We start from the raw sequence: 16,071 nt of genomic DNA, 5'->3' as shown, positions 1-16,071 counted from the left end.
ATGCAGTATGCAAGATATTTTCGTCGCACGAGTCATGTCCACGTCGCTTCGGACGGTAACGCCGGATACGCTCGTCGAAGACGCGGGTCAGGTAATGCTCGAGAACGATATCGGCTCGGTGCTCGTCGTCGACGACGACGGCCACCTCGAGGGAATCCTGACGACGACGGACTTCGTCGACATCGTCGCACAGAGCTATCCGAAAGCCGAGACGACCGTCTCGCGGTATATGAGTACGGACGTCGTGACGGCCTCCGCCCAGGACAGTATCCGAGATGTCGCGGATCTGATGGTCGAAGAGGGGTTCAAACACGTCCCCGTCGTCGACGAGGAAGAAGGGGCAATCGGAATCATCACGACGACGGATCTCGCTTCCTACCTCTCACGGGTCCACTCGCCCAGCCCCAAAGAGTAGTCGGCGACGGTCGGTCGAGCCACCGTTCGATCGACGCGGATAGCGGTTCGTCCGGGCGACGCTCCGTCAGTTCGAGGACAATCGCGACCGGGCTGGCACACATCGAACCGCCTCGTCGAGGAGATCCCGAAGCGTGCGACTCTCCTCGAGCGTCAGCGCTACGTCCGCGTGACCGGTTCCGTAATCGCCGGCCATCGCGTCGGTGCTCAGCAGTACCAGTCCGTCGCCGCCTGCATCCGGCCGCACGGAGACGTCGCCTCGAGCCGGATACTCCCGGGGCGGGCCGATCCCGAGGTCGTACTCCCCACGCGTGACGCCAACCCTGATTCGGTCGAAGTACTCGAGGTCGAACGAATCCGTCGGATCGTCCTGACCGTCACGGCTGTCGTCCACGATAGGAGAACAGTCCATATCAATTCTGTCGTGGTACACGCCAACCGTGATGGACGTTCCGCCACGAGTCCCACCTCGAGTATGTCCAACAGGCCGCCATCACCCTCCATTACGTCCCCATCACCGATCGAACGCGACGGCGACGACCGCGTCCTCGCGACCACTCCAGAACTCGTCGCGAGTATCGAATCGTCGACCGGCCACCAACTCGAGGAAGCGGCTCTCGAGGAACTGTTGATCGTACTGGATCGAGCCGACTGTCTCGAGTGGGTATCGGTCACGCGAACGGGCGACTACGTCTGGGATCTGACCGATACCCCGGACCAGATCGCCGCCGTCGTCGCCGACGTCGTCGTCGAACAACTGTGTTCGTGGCTCTCGACGTCAGGACGCGCAACGTCCGAGGCGGGGATCACCGACGAGTGAGAAAACGTCTCTCGCCCGGTATCGAACTAACTCTCGGTGAGCTCGTGTGACGCACCGTCCTTGACATCCTCCCCGCGCTAAACCAGTCGACGCCGACGTCCGTATCGATATCCCGCTGAAAGTTATCGGCGGTTGCGTTCCACCACTCTTCGACGTCTTTCGTCATACCACAGGAATCGCGCTCACTCGAGTCCGTCGACTAGCTCGCTCGCGACGCCGGTGTAGCCGGTCGGCGTCAGCGCGTGCAGTTCCTCGCGGACGTCCTCGTCGACCTCGAGGTCGTCGAACATCGCTCGGAAGTCCTCGAGGGTGACGTCCTTCCCGCGGGTGACGGCTTTGACCTGCTCGTAGGCGTCCGCCTGGCCTTCGCGTCGGAGGATCGTCTGGACGGCCTCGCCGATAATTTCTGGCGTCGACTCGAGGTCCTCGCGCATGACGGCCTCGGTGGGGACGACCTTCTCGAGGCCGGCGGCGGTCTTCGAGTAGCCGATCAGGCAGTGGGCGAACGCGGCGCCGATGTTGCGTTTGACCGTCGAATCCGAGAGGTCACGCTGGAGCCGAGAGGTGGTGACGTAGTCGGCGAGGAAGGTGAGATCGGAGTTGGCCTTCGAGAGGTTACCCTCGCTGTTCTCGAAATCGATGGGGTTGACCTTGTGGGGCATCGTCGAGGAGCCGGTCTCGCCGGAGACGGTCTCCTGGCCGAGGTAGCGATCGGAGACGTAGAGCCAGACGTCGAGGTCGAGATCGAGCAAGACGTCGTTGGCGCCGCGGAACGCGTCGAACAGTGTTGCGAGGTCGTCACAGGGATTGACCTGTGTGGTGAGCGACTGAAACTCGAGGCCCAGTCCGTCCGTGACGAACTCCGCTGCGAACGACTGCCAGTCGACCTCGGGATAGGCGGCGTGGTGGGCAGCGTACGTTCCGGACGCGCCGCCGAGTTTCCCCCGCAGGTCGTCGGTCGCCTCGCGGATGCGGCCGGTCGCACGGCCGAGGCGAGCCGCGTAGACGGCCATTTCCTTGCCGAAGGTCGTCGGCGTCGCGGGCTGGCCGTGAGTTCGGGCGAGCATCGGGAGGTCGCGGTACTCCCGTGCCATCTCGGCCAGCGAGTCCTGGACCTCGTACAGCGCCGGAAGCAGGACCTCGTCGACGGCGTCGCGGACGAGCAGCCGGTGGGCGAGGTTGTTCACGTCTTCGCTGGTCAGTCCGAAGTGGATCCACGGTGAGGCATCGCTGTCCTCGGGAAGCCGGTGGCGAACGAAGTACTCGACGGCCTTGACGTCGTGGTTCGTCGCCTCGAAGCCGGCGTGACCCTCCGTCTCGAGTTTCTTGATCAGCTGGGCGTCTTCCTCGGCGAACGTGGTGTAGAGGCCGCGCAAGTGTTCTCGCTCGTCGATATCGATCTCGAGCGGCGTGGCCTCGAGGTCGGCGAGTGCGATCAGGTACTCGACTTCGACTCGGACGCGGGCGCGCATGAGCGCGGCCTCACTCGCGTACGGCGACAGCGGTGCGGTCCGTCCACTGTACCGTCCGTCGAGCGGCGAGACGGCGTACAAGGCGTCGGTGTCGGTCATCGTCCGACTCTTTCCAGCGCGGTCCAAAAGCGTATCGAAACCCGAGCCGGAAAGGGCCACGTGTATGCATACCCAGTGGATGTAGGGTCGAAATAGCACAGGAATGATGCAGGAACGTGAATATCATCGGCGTCGAGACCGCAATCACTTTGTCGCTCGCGGGTGGCGATGAAACTATGACGCGAATCGCCGGGATGGCCGGCAACCGGGGGCGCAACCTGTTGAACATCGCCGACAGAGAACCGGGCGGAGCCGAACTCGAGGTGATTCTGACGAACAGCGAGGACGCACCAGTCCTCGAGTCCGCGGCCGAGCGCGGGATTTCGACCGAGGTCGTCCCACTCGCCGACGATATGGACCGCCGTGAACACGAGGAGGCGGTGCTCGAGGCCTTGAGCGAGTACGAGTTCGACCTCGTCTGTCTCGACGGCTACATGCGCATCCTCTCGGATACGTTCCTCTCGGAGGCGACGACGACGCTGAACGTCCACCCCTCCTTATTGCCGTCGTTTCCCGGCATGGACGCCTGGGGCGACGCCCTCGAGGCAGACGTCTCGGTGACGGGCTGTACGGTCCACGTCGTGACGGACGCGACCGACGACGACGGCGACGTGCTCGAGAGCGAGGTCGACGCCGGCCCGATCGTCACCCAGGAGCCGATTCCGGTCTACGAGGGCGACGACGCCGAGAGTCTGAAAGAACGCGTCCTCTACGAGGGCGAGTTCCGTGCGTATCCGCGTGCGGTGAAGTGGTTCGCCGAGGGTGCGGTAGATGTCGACGAAACCGCCGGTGAGGTCACGGTCGAGGCCGACGTGGCGACCGTCGACGACGCGGACCACGGTGGTCTTCCCGGCCGCCGCATCGTCTCGAGCGACCGTCTCGATACCCTCCGATACGGGGAGAACCCCCACCAGGACGCCGCGGTGTACGCCGACTACACCTGCGAGGAGGCGAGCGTGGTCCACGCCGACCAACTCAACGAGGGCGCGAAGGCGCTGTCGTACAACAACTACAACGACGCCGACGGCGCGTTGAACCTCATCAAGGAGTTCGACGAGCCTGCGGCGGCGGTGATCAAACACACGAACCCCGCGGGCTGTGCCACCGCGGACTCCCTGTCGGAAGCGTACGAGAAGGCGCTCTCGACGGACCCGATGAGCGCGTTCGGCGGCATCGTCGCGCTGAATCGCGAGTGTGACGCCGACACCGCCGAAGGGATCGTCGACTCGTTCAAGGAGGTCGTCGTCGCCCCCGGCTACAGCGAGGGGGCGCTCGAGATCCTCTTCGAGAAGGACAATCTGCGCGTCCTCGATGTCGGCGAGCTGGGTGAGCGGACCGACCGCTTTACCGAGAAACCGATCGTCGGCGGCCGCCTCGTCCAGGAACGGGACCTCCAGTCGATCTCCGTTGATGACCTCGAGATCGTCACCGAGCGCGAACCGACCGACGAGGAACTCGAGTCGATGGTGTTCGCGTGGCAGACCCTGAAACACGTGAAATCGAACGGAATTCTGTTCGCCGACGGCACCGAGACGGTCGGTATCGGGATGGGGCAGGTCTCCCGCGTCGACGCGGTTCGGCTCGCGGCGATGAAAGCCGACGAACACGCGGAAGGAAAGGACGCCGAGGGCGCAGTCATGGCCTCGGACGCCTTCTTCCCGTTCCCGGACGGCATCGAGGAGGCCGCAAAGGCGGGCATCGAGGCGGTCGTCCAGCCCGGCGGCTCGGTCAACGACGACGACGTCATCGAGGCGGCGGACGAACACGGCATGGCGATGGCGTTTACGGGCCAGCGGTCGTTCCGGCACGACTGAGCGAGCGCGGTTCCCACCCACTTCACTCGCTCCGAACCGCTACACGGCGAGCGGGAACACAGTGACCGCGAGCGCCCGAATTTACGGCGATTTTCGATCCAGAAAGTCAGCCAATCACGCCTCGAGTCGTCCACAGTAACCGACCGGCTGTAGCGACTGTTCCATGCCGACGACAGTACGGATAATCGCCGACAGCATTTACGGTCGGGGCAGGTGTGCGAGTTCGTGGCATGAACGGCGAACACGATCGTTCGGCGGTTCGGCGGCGGGCACTGCTCTCGGCGGTCGGATCGGCGGTGGGCGTCTCCGCGGTGGGGACGGCGACGGCTCGAGGCGCGGAGCCGGGGGGAAGCCGGAGATGTCCGGACGCGACGATTCGGACCGACATGGACCACTGCGAGGACGCAAGTATGGAGGGCTGTGCGGACGACCATCCGGAGACGATCGAACTCAGGGAGCAGGCCAGTGAGACGATCGACACCCGATACCCGACAGTCGGGAGTCTACTCGAGGCGGATTTTCTCCCCTACTTCGACGTCAAACGCCCCGGAGCGACGGCGGGCTGGTCACACTGGCTGAGTCCCGAGTACATCGGCGACGACACCCTGGTCGATCCCGACCGACCCGAGTCCATCCTCGTCGACAACGAGTCCTGGCGACCGATCGGCATCATGTTCATCGCGACCGTCGACGGCGATCCGGTCGACCCGCCCACACTCTACGCGGGGCCGGGATCGGACAGCGGGGACTCGAGCGACGAGGGAACGAACGGCGACTCGAGTGACGAGGGGGCGGACGACGGCTCGAGCCACGGTGAAACAGATCACGACGTGGCGGGCGACGAGAAGCGGTGTTCGCCGTGGCACTACCACCGCGGATTGCCCGGACGGCTGGCGTGGGCGTACTACCGACAGGTGCACGAACGCGATTACGAGGAGGGGGAACTCTCGATTCCGTGCCGGACGCCGTGTATGATGCACGTCTGGACCGTCCCACATCCCGAGGGCGTGTTCGCCCACGACGCGCCGTCACCGGAGTATCGCGGCGGCACCCCGGTCGCGGATCCCGGGTTCGAGACCGACGCCGATCCAGAAGAACAACAGCTGGGCTGGGACGCACTCCCTGAGCACGCGGTTCCGGACCGGAGACCTCGAGATCTGCTGACCTCGTGGTGAAGTGGGCGAAGTCAGACGCTGACGGCGGGGATCGACACCGCTCGAGGCTGGGGAGGCCGTCGTCCTCGAGCGGGGATGTGGGATCTCCATGCCACCCGTTGTCAGACTCCCTTTCGATTCACCGACTGGACTGGTCGACATCCCTCCGGCGACAAAGTGCGGATCTCGCTCCCGTCCACCCGTAACCGATCGAAACCACCTCGTTAGGGGTGGCCGTTAATCCGTTCGCCGCCGTAGGACGGGTTAATGACGACGGTTCTCGTGATCGGCGGAGGAATCGGCGGCCTCACGACGGCCCACGAACTCGCCGAGTGCGGCGTCGACGTGACCGTCCTCGAGGCCAACGACCGTTTCGGCGGGAAAGCGCGATCGATGCCGATCGACGACGGTCCCGCCGCGCTCCACGGCGAGCACGGATTCCGGTTCTTCCCCGCGTTTTACCGCCACGTCGTCGAGACGATGGCGCGCATTCCGGACGGGAACGGTACCGTGGCGGACAACCTCGTCGAGACCGAGGCGACACTGCTCGCGAGCACCACCGGCCCCGATCGGGTCGCGGAGACGGGGACACCCGACTCGGTTCGCGGCTGGCTCGAGGCGCTCCGGCCGGCGTTTGCCGACGAGTTACCGGCCCGCGACGTACACTTCTTACTCGAGCGGCTGGCGTACCTCCTGACCGCCTGTGAGAAACGGCGGGCGGAGGAACTGGACGACATCTCCTGGTGGGAGTTCACCGACGCCGAGAACCGCTCGCCGGCGTTTCGGGATCGGCTCGCGTCGACGACGCAGTCGCTGGTCGCGCTCAGACCCAGGGCCGCCAGTGCGCGCACGATGGGGACGATCTACCTCCAGTTGCTGTTCGGCCAACTCGATCCCACCAGACCGACCGAGCAGATCCTGAACGCGCCGACGAACGAAGCCTGGATCGATCCCTGGATCGATCACCTCGAGAACCTCGGCGTGGACCTCCGTCCGAACACCGCCGCCCGATCGATCTCGTTCGATGGCCGGCGCATCGACGGCGTCGAACTCGCCGACGGCACGACGATTTCGGCCGACGAATACGTCCTCGCGGTTCCGGTCGACGTCGCACCGACGTTCGTCACGCCCGAACTGGCCCGCGTCGCGCCCGAACTCGGCCGGATCGAGCGCCTCGAGACCGCCTGGATGAACGGCATCCAGTTCTACCTCTCGGTCGACCTCGAGTTGAGCCCCGGCCACCAGGTGTACACCGACTCGCCGTGGGCGCTGACGTCGATCTCTCAGCGGCAGTTCTGGACCGACTACGACGTCGACGAGCGGGGCCCGGACGACGTCGCCGGCGTCCTCTCGGTGATCGCGTCCGACTGGACGACGCCGGGGATTTTATACGACAGACCGGCCCGGGAGTGCACCCGCGAGGAGATCGCTGCGGAGATCTGGGCGCAGCTACGAGCCCACCTCCACGCCGCGGAACCGCAACTCACCGACGACGTGCTCGTCGACTGGTTTCTCGATCCCGCGATCGTCGAAACCGACGGCGGCGTCGAGAACCGCTCGCCGCTTTTGATCAACACCGTCGGCTCGCTTCGCAACCGCCCCCCGGCCGACGTCGGCGTCGAGAACCTCGTGCTCGCGGGCGACTACGTCCGGACGAACTCCGATCTGGCGTCGATGGAGTCGGCGAACGAGGCCGGCCGTCGGGCGGCGAACGCGATCCGTCGCCGGCACGGAATTCCCCAGCGAGCGACGATCTGGGAGCTCGAGGAACCCGTCGTCTTCGAGCCGTTCAAGCGCGAGGATCGGTTCCGCTACCGCCTCGGACTACCGCACCCGGCGGAAGTGACGCAGTCGCTGCGGTCGGTGACGGCACGGCTCGGCGGACGGTCGTGACCGTTCGGTCTTCCGTTCGATCGCGTCCGAGCCCCCGTTCGACCGCGATTCGAACGGCGGTTTTCGGGAGTGGCGGACGGTATCCCGCCTGAATCGTTTCGAGGGTTCTCCTACCGGAACAGCGAGCCAACGCGATCACGAGCCCGTCGCCGGAGCGCACTCGAGACGGGTTCGTGCCGTTTTGCCATGAGGACCGTCCCGTCGGCCTCGCGTCCGATCGTCTCGGGGACGTCGCCGACGAGGACGCGCCGGAAGAGACCGCCCTCGGCGGCCCCGACGACGGTGACGTCGTGGCGCTCGCTTCGCTCGACGATCGTCTCGACGACCGGCCCCTCGAGGACGGTCTCCTCGACGGAACTGACGGCACCGAGTTCCGGAGACGTCCGCGTGAGCAGGTCTCGAGCGTCGCCAACGACCGTCTCGGTCCGGTCGGGAACGACGGTGAGCAGTTCGGCGCGAGCGTCGTGCGTGCGGGCGAGCGAGCCGGCGATCGACGCAGCAAGCCTCGTGTTCGGTCCTCCCGCGACGGGAACGAGCACGGAGGAGACGGATTCGCGATCTCGATCGATGCGCTCGACCAGGACGTCAGACGGTGCCTCCTCGAGAACGGCGTCGATGTGGCTGCCGAGAACGACGTCCCGCCGTCTCGGTTGGCCGCGCCACCCGAGCAGTACCGCCTCGGCGTCGGCGTCCGTTGCGACGCCACAGATGCCACTCGCAACGCTCCGTGCGAAGCGGATTCGGCCCGATGCGTCGACGCCGTATCCGCGGACGCGGTCAACCGCGTCGTCGACGAGTTGCTCGCGGTCGTCGGTCTCGAGGGAGGTTCGCGCTTGCGAGAGCGAGAGCTGCATCGGAACGGTAACCACCGAGAGGACGAGAAGCTCGAGGTCGCGGTCGGCCGCGAGATCCACGGCGGTGTCGAGCAACCGGTCTGCAGTCTCCGGATTCGCGACGGGGACGAGGAGGCGGTCAGCTGACATTGTGTGCGAGTATCACACGAGTAGATATAAGCACGCCGCCGGGCTGTACTCGGTGAAAGAGGGGTTTTAGCTTGCGGAGGTGGTTTGATACGTCAGCCCGTTATCGAGCGTATGGACCGACGACAGTTTCTCGCGATGTCGGCGGCGGGCGTCACCGCCGCGACGGCAGGGTGTCTGGAGACCACACTGGGAAGCGATTCGAACGACGGGCCGGCCACCGAAGGATCGATAACTGGCTCGGCGACCGGTGACTCGGCGGGTCGAACGATCGAAGTGAGCGCGAGCGGAGAGGTGGAGACCGAACCCGACGAGGCGAGACTCCAGGTCGGCGTCGAAGCGTCCGGGGAAAGCGCCGACGAGGTCGAAACCGAACTCGCTGAACGGGCCGACAACCTGCGGGAGGCGTTCGACGAACTCGGGATCCCCGACGACGACATCGAGTCGGGTCGGTACACCATTCGACCGGAGCGCGATGGGAACGGATACCAGGGTGCACACAGCTTCCAGGTTCGCCTCGAGGACGTCGATCGAACGGGAGAGGTCATCGACGCGGTCACCGCGGCCGGTGCCGACGACGTCGGACGCGTCAGCTTCGGGTTGAGCGACGAGAAACGCGCCGAGTTGCGAGGCGACGCGCTGGATCACGCTCTCGAGAACGCCGACGAGGAAGCTCAACACATCGCGGCCAACCGCGGTGTTTCGATCACCGGGACGAAATCGGTGTCGACCAGAAACGTCGACGTCGTTCCCGTCCGCGCCGACGAGTATGCGGTCGTCGAAGCGGACGACTCCGCCGCCGGTACGACGCCGCGGACCGAGATCGACACTGGACACGTCACCGTAAGCGGGTCGGTCGAGGTCGTCTACGGCTTCGAAGACGCCGGCTGATCGGTCCTGAACTCGAGCGACTACGAAAATCGAAACAAGGGTCGATCAGTCGTCAGCGGGAACGGCCGTCGTCGCGTGCGTCTCGGCCATCGCGAGGACGTCGTCGAAGAAGTCGAGGGTGTCCTCCGGGCCGGGGTTGGCCTCGGGGTGGTACTGACGGGTGATGATGTCGTGTTGGATTCCGTCGAGTCCCTCGGGCGTGTCGTCGTTGACGTTTACCTGGGTGATCTCGAGGTGGTCGCCCGGATCGTCGACCGTGTAGCCGTGGTTCTGGGTCGTCATCACGACCTGACCCGACTCGAGGTCGAGGACGGGCTGGTTGACGCCGCGGTGACCGAACGTCATCTTCGTAGTCGTCCCGCCGAGCGCTTCGGCGACGATCTGCTGGCCGAGGCAGATGCCGGCAACGGGCGTCTCCTCGACGAACGCCTGAACGAGCGAGATCGCGTCCTCGTAGTTCGCCGGGTCGCCGGGGCCGTTCGAGATGAACAGGACATCGGGATCGAGCGCGTCGACGTCGGCAGCGGCGACGTCGTAGGGCAGGACGTGAACCGTCGCATCGCGGTCGAGCAGCGAGTCGACGATCGATCCCTTCGCGCCGCAGTCGACGAGCGCGACGTCCGGTCCGTCGTTGTCCGCGCCGTGGACGATCGGTTCGTCGACGCTAACCTGTGTGCCGATATCTGTGTGTTCGCTCATCGACTTGCAGGCCGCGAGTTCGTCGAGTGCATCCTCCTGGGTGACGTCCTCGCCGACGGCGATGCCACACTTCATCGCGCCGCCGTCGCGGATGTCGGTGACGACCTCGCGCGTGTCGAGATGGTCGATAGCGGGAACGCCCTCGCTGTCGAGCCAGTCGACGACATCTGCAGTGAGTTCCTTCGCGAGCACCGCACGCGGGTGGACGCGGTCGTCCTCGAATCGTTCTTCTCGAACGCCGTAGTTGCCGATCAGTGGGTACGAGAACGTCAGGACCTGCTCCTCGTAGGAGGGGTCCGTCAGGCTCTCCTCGTATCCCGTATACGCCGTCGTGAAAACCAGTTCGCCGTGTGCTGTTCCCGGAGCACGACCACGCCCCTCGAGTACGTGGCCGCCTTCCAACGCAACGTAGGCCGCTGTCATTACGATCTACGTATCGGATACACCGGCATAAGTGTTGTCTTCGAAGCTGAGTTACGAAATTCGTAATGGGTAAGTGAGCGCCGATCGTACGATCGGATCTCTATGGACGACCTGGACCGACAGATCCTCGATAGCCTTCGACGGGACGCCCGGACGCCCTACACCGAGATCGCGGACGAGGTCGGGACGAGCGAGGGAACCGTCCGCAACCGCGTCGAACGAATGATGGACGACGAGATCATCGAGCGCTTTACGATCTCGACTCGGACAGGCAACGTCAAAGCGATGGTCGAGATCAGCGTCGCAGTCGATGTCGACACCAAAGCCGTCTCCGAACGGATGGCAACCTGGGAAGAGGTCGATTTCGTCTGGATGGTCTCCGGCGAACAGGATATCGTCCTCGTCGTCGACGCCACCGACACCCGCGGCGTAAACGATCTCATCACGCAGGCACGCGACCAGGAGGAAGTCGTAAGCACAAAGACACGTCTCATCCTCGACGAGGAACTCGGCTGAGTATCGTCGACGCCCGCCCCGCCACCGTCAGGTACCGGAAGGCGATACTGGTTTCAGGCGGCTCTCCGATTGGGAGAGTATGACCACACCACAGGAAGAACTCGGTCACGAAAACGCCGCACAGGACGTTATCGCCGTCGACGAAAACGACACCGAACTCGAACTCGTCAACCGACTCGAGGCACACACCGGAGACGGGATCCGTCACCGGGCGTTCACCTCGCTGGTCTTCGACGAGGACGACAACGTCTTACTCGCACAGCGTGCACCCGACAAGCGCCTCTGGGGAACCCACTGGGACGGGACCGTCGCCTCCCACCCCGTCGAGGGCCAGAGTCAGGAGGAAGCGACCCGGGAGCGACTCGAGGAGGAACTCGGCATCACGCCCGACCAGTACGACGAGGTTCGTCTGACCGACCGCTTCGAGTACAAACGCTACTTCGAGAACGCGGGGGTCGAACACGAGGTCTGTGCAGTCCTGAAGCTGACGCTGACCGATCGCTCTCTCGAGCCGAACGAAGAGGAGGTCGCGGGGCTGATGTGGGTGCCGTACGAGCGCCTGTCCGCGAACCCGGAGTGGTACCGACAGCTCCGGCTCTGTCCCTGGTTCGAGATCGCAATGCGACGAGACGTTCGCTAACGCCTCGAAGCAGATTCGGGCCCGACCGGGTAAACCTGGATGTCCCCTCGTGGAGTGGTATATGTTACCATGCAACAAGACTTATTACGGTACTGTTCGTATCCTCCCGTGAGGACCGACAGAATCGGTCCGTGTGACGAAATGAGTTCCCCACCACCGGAAACCGAGACGCACGAAGTTGTGCTCTCCCGAGAAGAACGATGGGTCGTCCACCACGTCGTGGCAATCCGCGTCGACGACGCGCTCGACGCCGAGGAAACGCCGCCAGCGTGGGCAATCGACGTATTCGAAACGATCGAATCCGACGACGAACCGGAGACGTTCACCCACCGACAGATCCGCCGACTCGCGGATCTGCTCGCGGACTATCTCGACTCCGAGGAGACACCTCAACAGGACCTCGTCCACGGATCCGCCGTCCTCGAGCGGCTCGAGGACGTCACTGGCGCTCGAGCGTAAGAGCGCCAGACAGCTCGCGTTTTACGGTCTCGTCGTCGCCCAGACGGCCGTCACGGCGAGTAACACAGCCGGAACGAGCGGCAGGATCAACAGCGCGAACAGGTAGCTCACGTCGGGCGGCCACAGGACGATCGCGAGCGGGGAGACGACGAACGCGAAGACGATGACGGCGACGAGTATCCATCCCCGCCGGTCGAACTCGCGGTCGGCATCTGCGGGATGTACCGGCCGGTCGGTCCAGTCGTCGTCCGCCGGCCCGTCCGCCTCCTCCCGGCGCTCGCCGTCGTCGTCGAACGCCGAAGGATCGTGGACGTAACCGCCGTCGTCGCTCGAGGTCACGAGTCTGCGTTGTCGCCACGGGAGCAAAGTCCTCACGGTTTGCTCGGTGCGTGTCGACCCGTTACAGTTCGCTGTCCGGACGAACCACGACCTTGCCGAACCCCTCGCGACCCTCGATGATCTCGTGAGCGCGAGCCATCTCGCTCATCGGGAGCACGTCGCGGATCGCGGGCTCGAACGTGCCGTCCCAGACGAGATCCATCACGTCGTCGACCTGTCCCGGTGTTCCCATCGTCGAACCGACAATCCGCAACTGGTTCCAGAAGATCCGTGGAATGTCGGTCTCCGGATTGCCGCCGGCCGTCCCACCGCAGGTGACGAGTCGACCGTTCTTCGCGAGGCTCTTGATCGAGTCTCGCCAGGTCCCCGCACCGATGTAGTCGACGACGACGTCGACGCCGCGTTTGCCCGTCTCCTCACGGATCCAGTCCGCGAAGTTCTGCTCTTCGTAGTTGACAACGTGATCCGCACCGTGATCGCGCGCGTACTCGAGTTTCTCCACCGTGCTTCCGGTGGCGTACACCTCCGCGCCCGCATAGTCGGCGATCTGGACGGCCGCATGTCCGACCCCACCGCTGGCACCCAGCACCAGCACGGACTCGCCGGCCTCGAGATCCGCCCGATCGATCAACATCCGCCACGCAGTCTGAAACACCAGCGTCGACGCACCCGCGGTGGTCCAGTCGACGCCGTCGGGAACCGCGATCAGGTTGTCCGCGGGGACGGCCGCGTACTCCGAGTGGACGCCGGTAACGTGCTCGCCGAGGAGGTGGAAGTTGACACAGAGCGTCGGGTCTCCGTCGCGACAGAACTCGCAGTCACCACAGCTCACCCCGGCACTCACGGCGACTCGATCTCCTGGTTCGAACCGCGTGACGTCCTCACCGACCGCCTCGACGACGCCAGCGGCGTCGCTCCCCGGGACGTGGGGCATCTCGAGGGAGAGCGTCGGCAGCCCACGGCGAACCCACACGTCGAGGTGGTTGAGCGCGCCCGCTTTCACGTCGACGAGCACCTCATCCTGGCGGACTTCGGGATCTGGATACTCGCCGTACTCGATGACGTCCGTGTCGCCGTGTTCCGTGATCTTGACTGCCTGCATGCGTCACGACGGACGGAAACGTCACCCATAATGGTTCGGTTGATCAGCGTTTTCCCGGTGGATACCGAAGCCGTCCCATGAACGAGACAAACGTGGAGACAGGTGTGGACGCGGCCGACAGCGACGTCACCGAATCCGACCCGCCACTCGGCGTCGGCGTCGTCACCGTCGCCTCGAACCGGACGCTCGAGTCCGACGCAGCCGGCGAAGCGATCGGTTCGGCGCTCGAGGAGGCTGGCCACGAAATCGCGACGAGAGAGCACGTCGGACCCAACCACGATCGCGTCCAGTCGATCGTCCTGCGCGTGATCGAACGCGGCGACGTCGACCTCGTCGTCACCGCGGGCGCCACGAGCGTCGAACCGGACGACGTCGCCATCGAGGCGATCGAGCCGCTTCTGGACAGAGAGCTTCCGGCGTTCGGCGACCTGTTTACGATGCTCGCCTACGAGTCCGTCGGAACCCGCGTCGTCGCGGCGCGAACCCTCGCGGGCGTCGCCGAATCGACCCCGGTTTTCAGCCTGCCGGGGAACGCCGAGGCCGCCCGACTCGGCGTCGAGGAGATACTCCTCCACGAAGCGCGCCACCTCGTCGAACTCGCGCGTGGCAACGGCGGCGCGGACGACGATGGGACCGATGACGACGATGAACCGCAAAACGACGAGGCGACTCCGATCGACGCCGAATCGCGAAACGACGACGGAACCGACGACGCCGAACCGCGAAGCCGATGACGAGCGAAACGGACGACGACGCCGAGAAGGAAGCCATTCGAGAGCGGGTCTGGGACGACCTCGAGGAGAGCGCAACGGCCCGGTTTCCGTTCCCGCCTCACGGCCGAATTCCGAATTTCGCCGGCGCGAAGGAAGCGGTCGAACGGCTCGCAGACCAGCCCGAGTGGGAGGAGGCGACGACGATCAAGACGAACCCCGACGCGCCGCAACTCCCCGTGCGACGACGGGCGCTCCGGGACGGAAAGACCGTCTACATGGCCGTGCCGCGGCTGCGCGACGAGCGGTGTTTTCTCGAACTCGACCCCGACGTGCTCGAGGACTACGACGAGGCCACCACCGTCTCCGGCTCCGCGAAACACGGCGTCCAGGTCGGGCCGGACGCCCTCGCGCCGATCGACTTGATCGTCGCCGGAAGCGTCGCCGTCGCCGACGGCGGCCGTATCGGAAAGGGGGAAGGATACAGCGACCTCGAGTACGCTATCTGTCGAGAACTCGATCTCGTCGACGAGACCACGCCGGTCGCGACGACCGTCCACGAGCGACAACTCGTCGACGACGACCTCGAGTTCGACGCACACGACGTCCCGATGGATCTGGTCATCACGCCCGAACGGACGATCCGTCCGGACGGCGACGCGCCGCCGGGTGGGATCGACTGGCGTCTCCTGGACGAGAGACGTCTAACGGAGATCCCCATTCTCAGTCGACTTCGAAAACGGCAGTCGTAACTCGCGGATTGAACGTCCAACCTGGGACGCAACGCACGTCCCAGGGGTGCCAGAACCGCAGGGTGTGACGCAGGCCGGTGCAGTAGCCCGCGTCGGGAACGGTATGGCAATGGTGGGGGAAGGGTGCTGTGGTGGGATTGCTGGAAGTCACGGGAACAGGCGTGGGGTGCCTTGGTGGGGTCTACCCGTCGACCTCCATCACATGCTACCGGGGAGAACTACTTGAACGGGGATGACGGTATACCGTTCTTACACCGAATTCCCTCGCAGTTAACCCGGATTCAAACCTCCGATATCGGGAGGTAAACAGTTCATACCTCGGAATAAGGTATTTCTTAATAGTTTTTCATCCTTGGTAGTCGGCGTCGAATGGAACGAGGTATCGAATACGGTTCGAGTCGTGGTGGTCGGATCCCGCCGGTTTGTGGGCCAGTCACAGCACTCTCCGTCAGTTCCGGTCAACCCGCTGTCCGGTCGCGGTTGCGCCGGGGGATCGGGACAGAAACCGTTCATACGGATCGCGATGGGTCTCCCGGTCGATCGCAGACCGGCAAGCAGTCATCCCAAACCGTATCAGTCAGTTACCTCTTCGGCGAGGACGATCGGATCGATCAGCTGCGGATCGAGAGCGAGGTCCAGTTGTCCCCTGACGAACTCCGGAACCGTATCCCGCGCGTAGACGACGGTCCGGATATCGTCGTTCAAATCGCAGACGATCGGGATCGTCGTCGCCTGGCCGACGTCCGTCAGCACGTACAGCTCCGCATCGACGATTCCAGCGGTTTCGAGTTCTGGACGCGAGACGACGCCCTCGAGACGACTCACGGTCGCGCCTTCGGCCTCGAGCGCCGGCGCAATCTCGTCCTCGTCGGGTCCGGCGACGATAACCTCCAT

18 protein-coding genes are annotated in these 16,071 nt (G+C 64.8%); 11 read left to right on the top strand and 7 right to left on the bottom strand.

All coding sequences use genetic code 11. The annotated features are described in order from the left end of the window. Positions 1-7 precede the first annotated feature (7 nt). On the top strand, positions 8-415 hold the full coding sequence (locus tag FYC77_RS04495; protein WP_149080311.1) for a CBS domain-containing protein: 408 nt from the start codon (positions 8-10) through the stop codon (positions 413-415). Positions 416-481: 66 nt separating this feature from the next. Here FYC77_RS04495 and FYC77_RS04490 read toward each other — a convergent pair whose 3' ends face one another. Then, positions 482-826, bottom strand: a complete 345-nt coding sequence (locus FYC77_RS04490; protein WP_149080310.1) for a hypothetical protein — start codon at positions 824-826, stop codon at positions 482-484. Between the two features lie 63 nt (positions 827-889). Here FYC77_RS04490 and FYC77_RS04485 point away from each other — a divergent pair, with 63 nt between their 5' ends. Continuing rightward, positions 890-1,234, top strand: a complete 345-nt coding sequence (locus FYC77_RS04485; RefSeq protein WP_149080309.1) for a hypothetical protein — start codon at positions 890-892, stop codon at positions 1,232-1,234. Between the two features lie 182 nt (positions 1,235-1,416). Here FYC77_RS04485 and purB read toward each other — a convergent pair whose 3' ends face one another. Further along, positions 1,417-2,805 carry an adenylosuccinate lyase gene (purB, locus tag FYC77_RS04480; RefSeq protein ID WP_149080308.1) on the bottom strand — a complete coding sequence of 463 codons (1,389 nt, stop codon included), beginning with the start codon at positions 2,803-2,805 and terminating at the stop codon, positions 1,417-1,419. A gap of 176 nt (positions 2,806-2,981) precedes the next feature. Here purB and purH point away from each other — a divergent pair, with 176 nt between their 5' ends. The 3 genes from purH to FYC77_RS04465 all read left to right on the top strand — a co-directional run bounded on the left by purH (position 2,982) and on the right by FYC77_RS04465 (position 7,666). Beyond that, a complete protein-coding gene (gene purH / locus FYC77_RS04475) occupies positions 2,982-4,619 on the top strand; it encodes a bifunctional phosphoribosylaminoimidazolecarboxamide formyltransferase/IMP cyclohydrolase (protein ID WP_149080307.1) in 1,638 nt (545 codons plus the stop codon). A gap of 230 nt (positions 4,620-4,849) precedes the next feature. Continuing rightward, a complete protein-coding gene (locus FYC77_RS04470; RefSeq protein ID WP_149080306.1) occupies positions 4,850-5,794 on the top strand; it encodes a hypothetical protein in 945 nt (314 codons plus the stop codon). 246 nt (positions 5,795-6,040) lie between these two features. After that, a complete protein-coding gene (locus tag FYC77_RS04465) occupies positions 6,041-7,666 on the top strand; it encodes a hydroxysqualene dehydroxylase (RefSeq protein ID WP_149080305.1) in 1,626 nt (541 codons plus the stop codon). Between the two features lie 110 nt (positions 7,667-7,776). Here the strand turns inward: FYC77_RS04465 and FYC77_RS04460 are convergent, their stop codons facing one another. After that, on the bottom strand, positions 7,777-8,649 hold the full coding sequence (locus FYC77_RS04460; protein WP_149080304.1) for a universal stress protein: 873 nt from the start codon (positions 8,647-8,649) through the stop codon (positions 7,777-7,779). Between the two features lie 111 nt (positions 8,650-8,760). Between FYC77_RS04460 and FYC77_RS04455 the strand changes: the two genes are divergently transcribed. Further along, positions 8,761-9,537 (top strand): SIMPL domain-containing protein, encoded by a 777-nt coding sequence (locus FYC77_RS04455; RefSeq protein ID WP_149080303.1) that lies wholly within the window; start codon positions 8,761-8,763, stop codon positions 9,535-9,537. A gap of 45 nt (positions 9,538-9,582) precedes the next feature. On the opposite strand, the gene carA is transcribed toward FYC77_RS04455, so the two are convergent. Further along, positions 9,583-10,659, bottom strand: a complete 1,077-nt coding sequence (gene carA / locus FYC77_RS04450) for a glutamine-hydrolyzing carbamoyl-phosphate synthase small subunit (RefSeq protein WP_149080302.1) — start codon at positions 10,657-10,659, stop codon at positions 9,583-9,585. A 102-nt stretch (positions 10,660-10,761) separates the two neighbouring features. Between carA and FYC77_RS04445 the strand changes: the two genes are divergently transcribed. The 3 genes from FYC77_RS04445 to FYC77_RS04435 all read left to right on the top strand — a co-directional run bounded on the left by FYC77_RS04445 (position 10,762) and on the right by FYC77_RS04435 (position 12,274). Further along, positions 10,762-11,175 (top strand): Lrp/AsnC family transcriptional regulator, encoded by a 414-nt coding sequence (locus tag FYC77_RS04445; protein ID WP_149080301.1) that lies wholly within the window; start codon positions 10,762-10,764, stop codon positions 11,173-11,175. A gap of 79 nt (positions 11,176-11,254) precedes the next feature. After that, positions 11,255-11,815: an NUDIX hydrolase gene (locus FYC77_RS04440; RefSeq protein ID WP_149080300.1), complete on the top strand. Its 561-nt coding sequence runs from the start codon at positions 11,255-11,257 to the stop codon at positions 11,813-11,815. 141 nt (positions 11,816-11,956) lie between these two features. After that, positions 11,957-12,274 carry a DUF7853 family protein gene (locus FYC77_RS04435; protein ID WP_149080299.1) on the top strand — a complete coding sequence of 106 codons (318 nt, stop codon included), beginning with the start codon at positions 11,957-11,959 and terminating at the stop codon, positions 12,272-12,274. A 21-nt stretch (positions 12,275-12,295) separates the two neighbouring features. On the opposite strand, the gene FYC77_RS04430 is transcribed toward FYC77_RS04435, so the two are convergent. Together FYC77_RS04430 and FYC77_RS04425 are read right to left on the bottom strand one after the other, a co-directional pair. Then, a complete protein-coding gene (locus FYC77_RS04430) occupies positions 12,296-12,613 on the bottom strand; it encodes a hypothetical protein (protein WP_149080298.1) in 318 nt (105 codons plus the stop codon). Between the two features lie 61 nt (positions 12,614-12,674). Further along, positions 12,675-13,715, bottom strand: a complete 1,041-nt coding sequence (locus FYC77_RS04425) for a zinc-binding dehydrogenase (protein ID WP_149080297.1) — start codon at positions 13,713-13,715, stop codon at positions 12,675-12,677. Between the two features lie 77 nt (positions 13,716-13,792). On the opposite strand from FYC77_RS04425, the gene FYC77_RS04420 reads away from it, so the two are divergent. Continuing rightward, the gene (locus tag FYC77_RS04420; RefSeq protein ID WP_149080296.1) at positions 13,793-14,449 is read left to right on the top strand and encodes a MogA/MoaB family molybdenum cofactor biosynthesis protein; all 657 of its coding nucleotides are present in this window, start codon (positions 13,793-13,795) and stop codon (positions 14,447-14,449) included. Further along, on the top strand, positions 14,446-15,177 hold the full coding sequence (locus tag FYC77_RS04415) for a 5-formyltetrahydrofolate cyclo-ligase (protein WP_149080295.1): 732 nt from the start codon (positions 14,446-14,448) through the stop codon (positions 15,175-15,177). Before FYC77_RS04420 ends, FYC77_RS04415 begins: the two co-directional genes overlap by 4 nt. A gap of 573 nt (positions 15,178-15,750) precedes the next feature. Here FYC77_RS04415 and FYC77_RS04410 read toward each other — a convergent pair. Continuing rightward, the gene (locus FYC77_RS04410) at positions 15,751-16,071 is read right to left on the bottom strand and encodes a DUF7126 family protein (RefSeq protein WP_149080294.1); all 321 of its coding nucleotides are present in this window, start codon (positions 16,069-16,071) and stop codon (positions 15,751-15,753) included.

It is taken from the genome of Natrialba swarupiae, assembly GCF_008245225.1.
GTDB classification, from domain to species: Archaea; Halobacteriota; Halobacteria; order Halobacteriales; family Natrialbaceae; genus Natrarchaeobius; species Natrarchaeobius swarupiae.
This window is presented reverse-complemented; position numbering and strand designations above follow the sequence as displayed.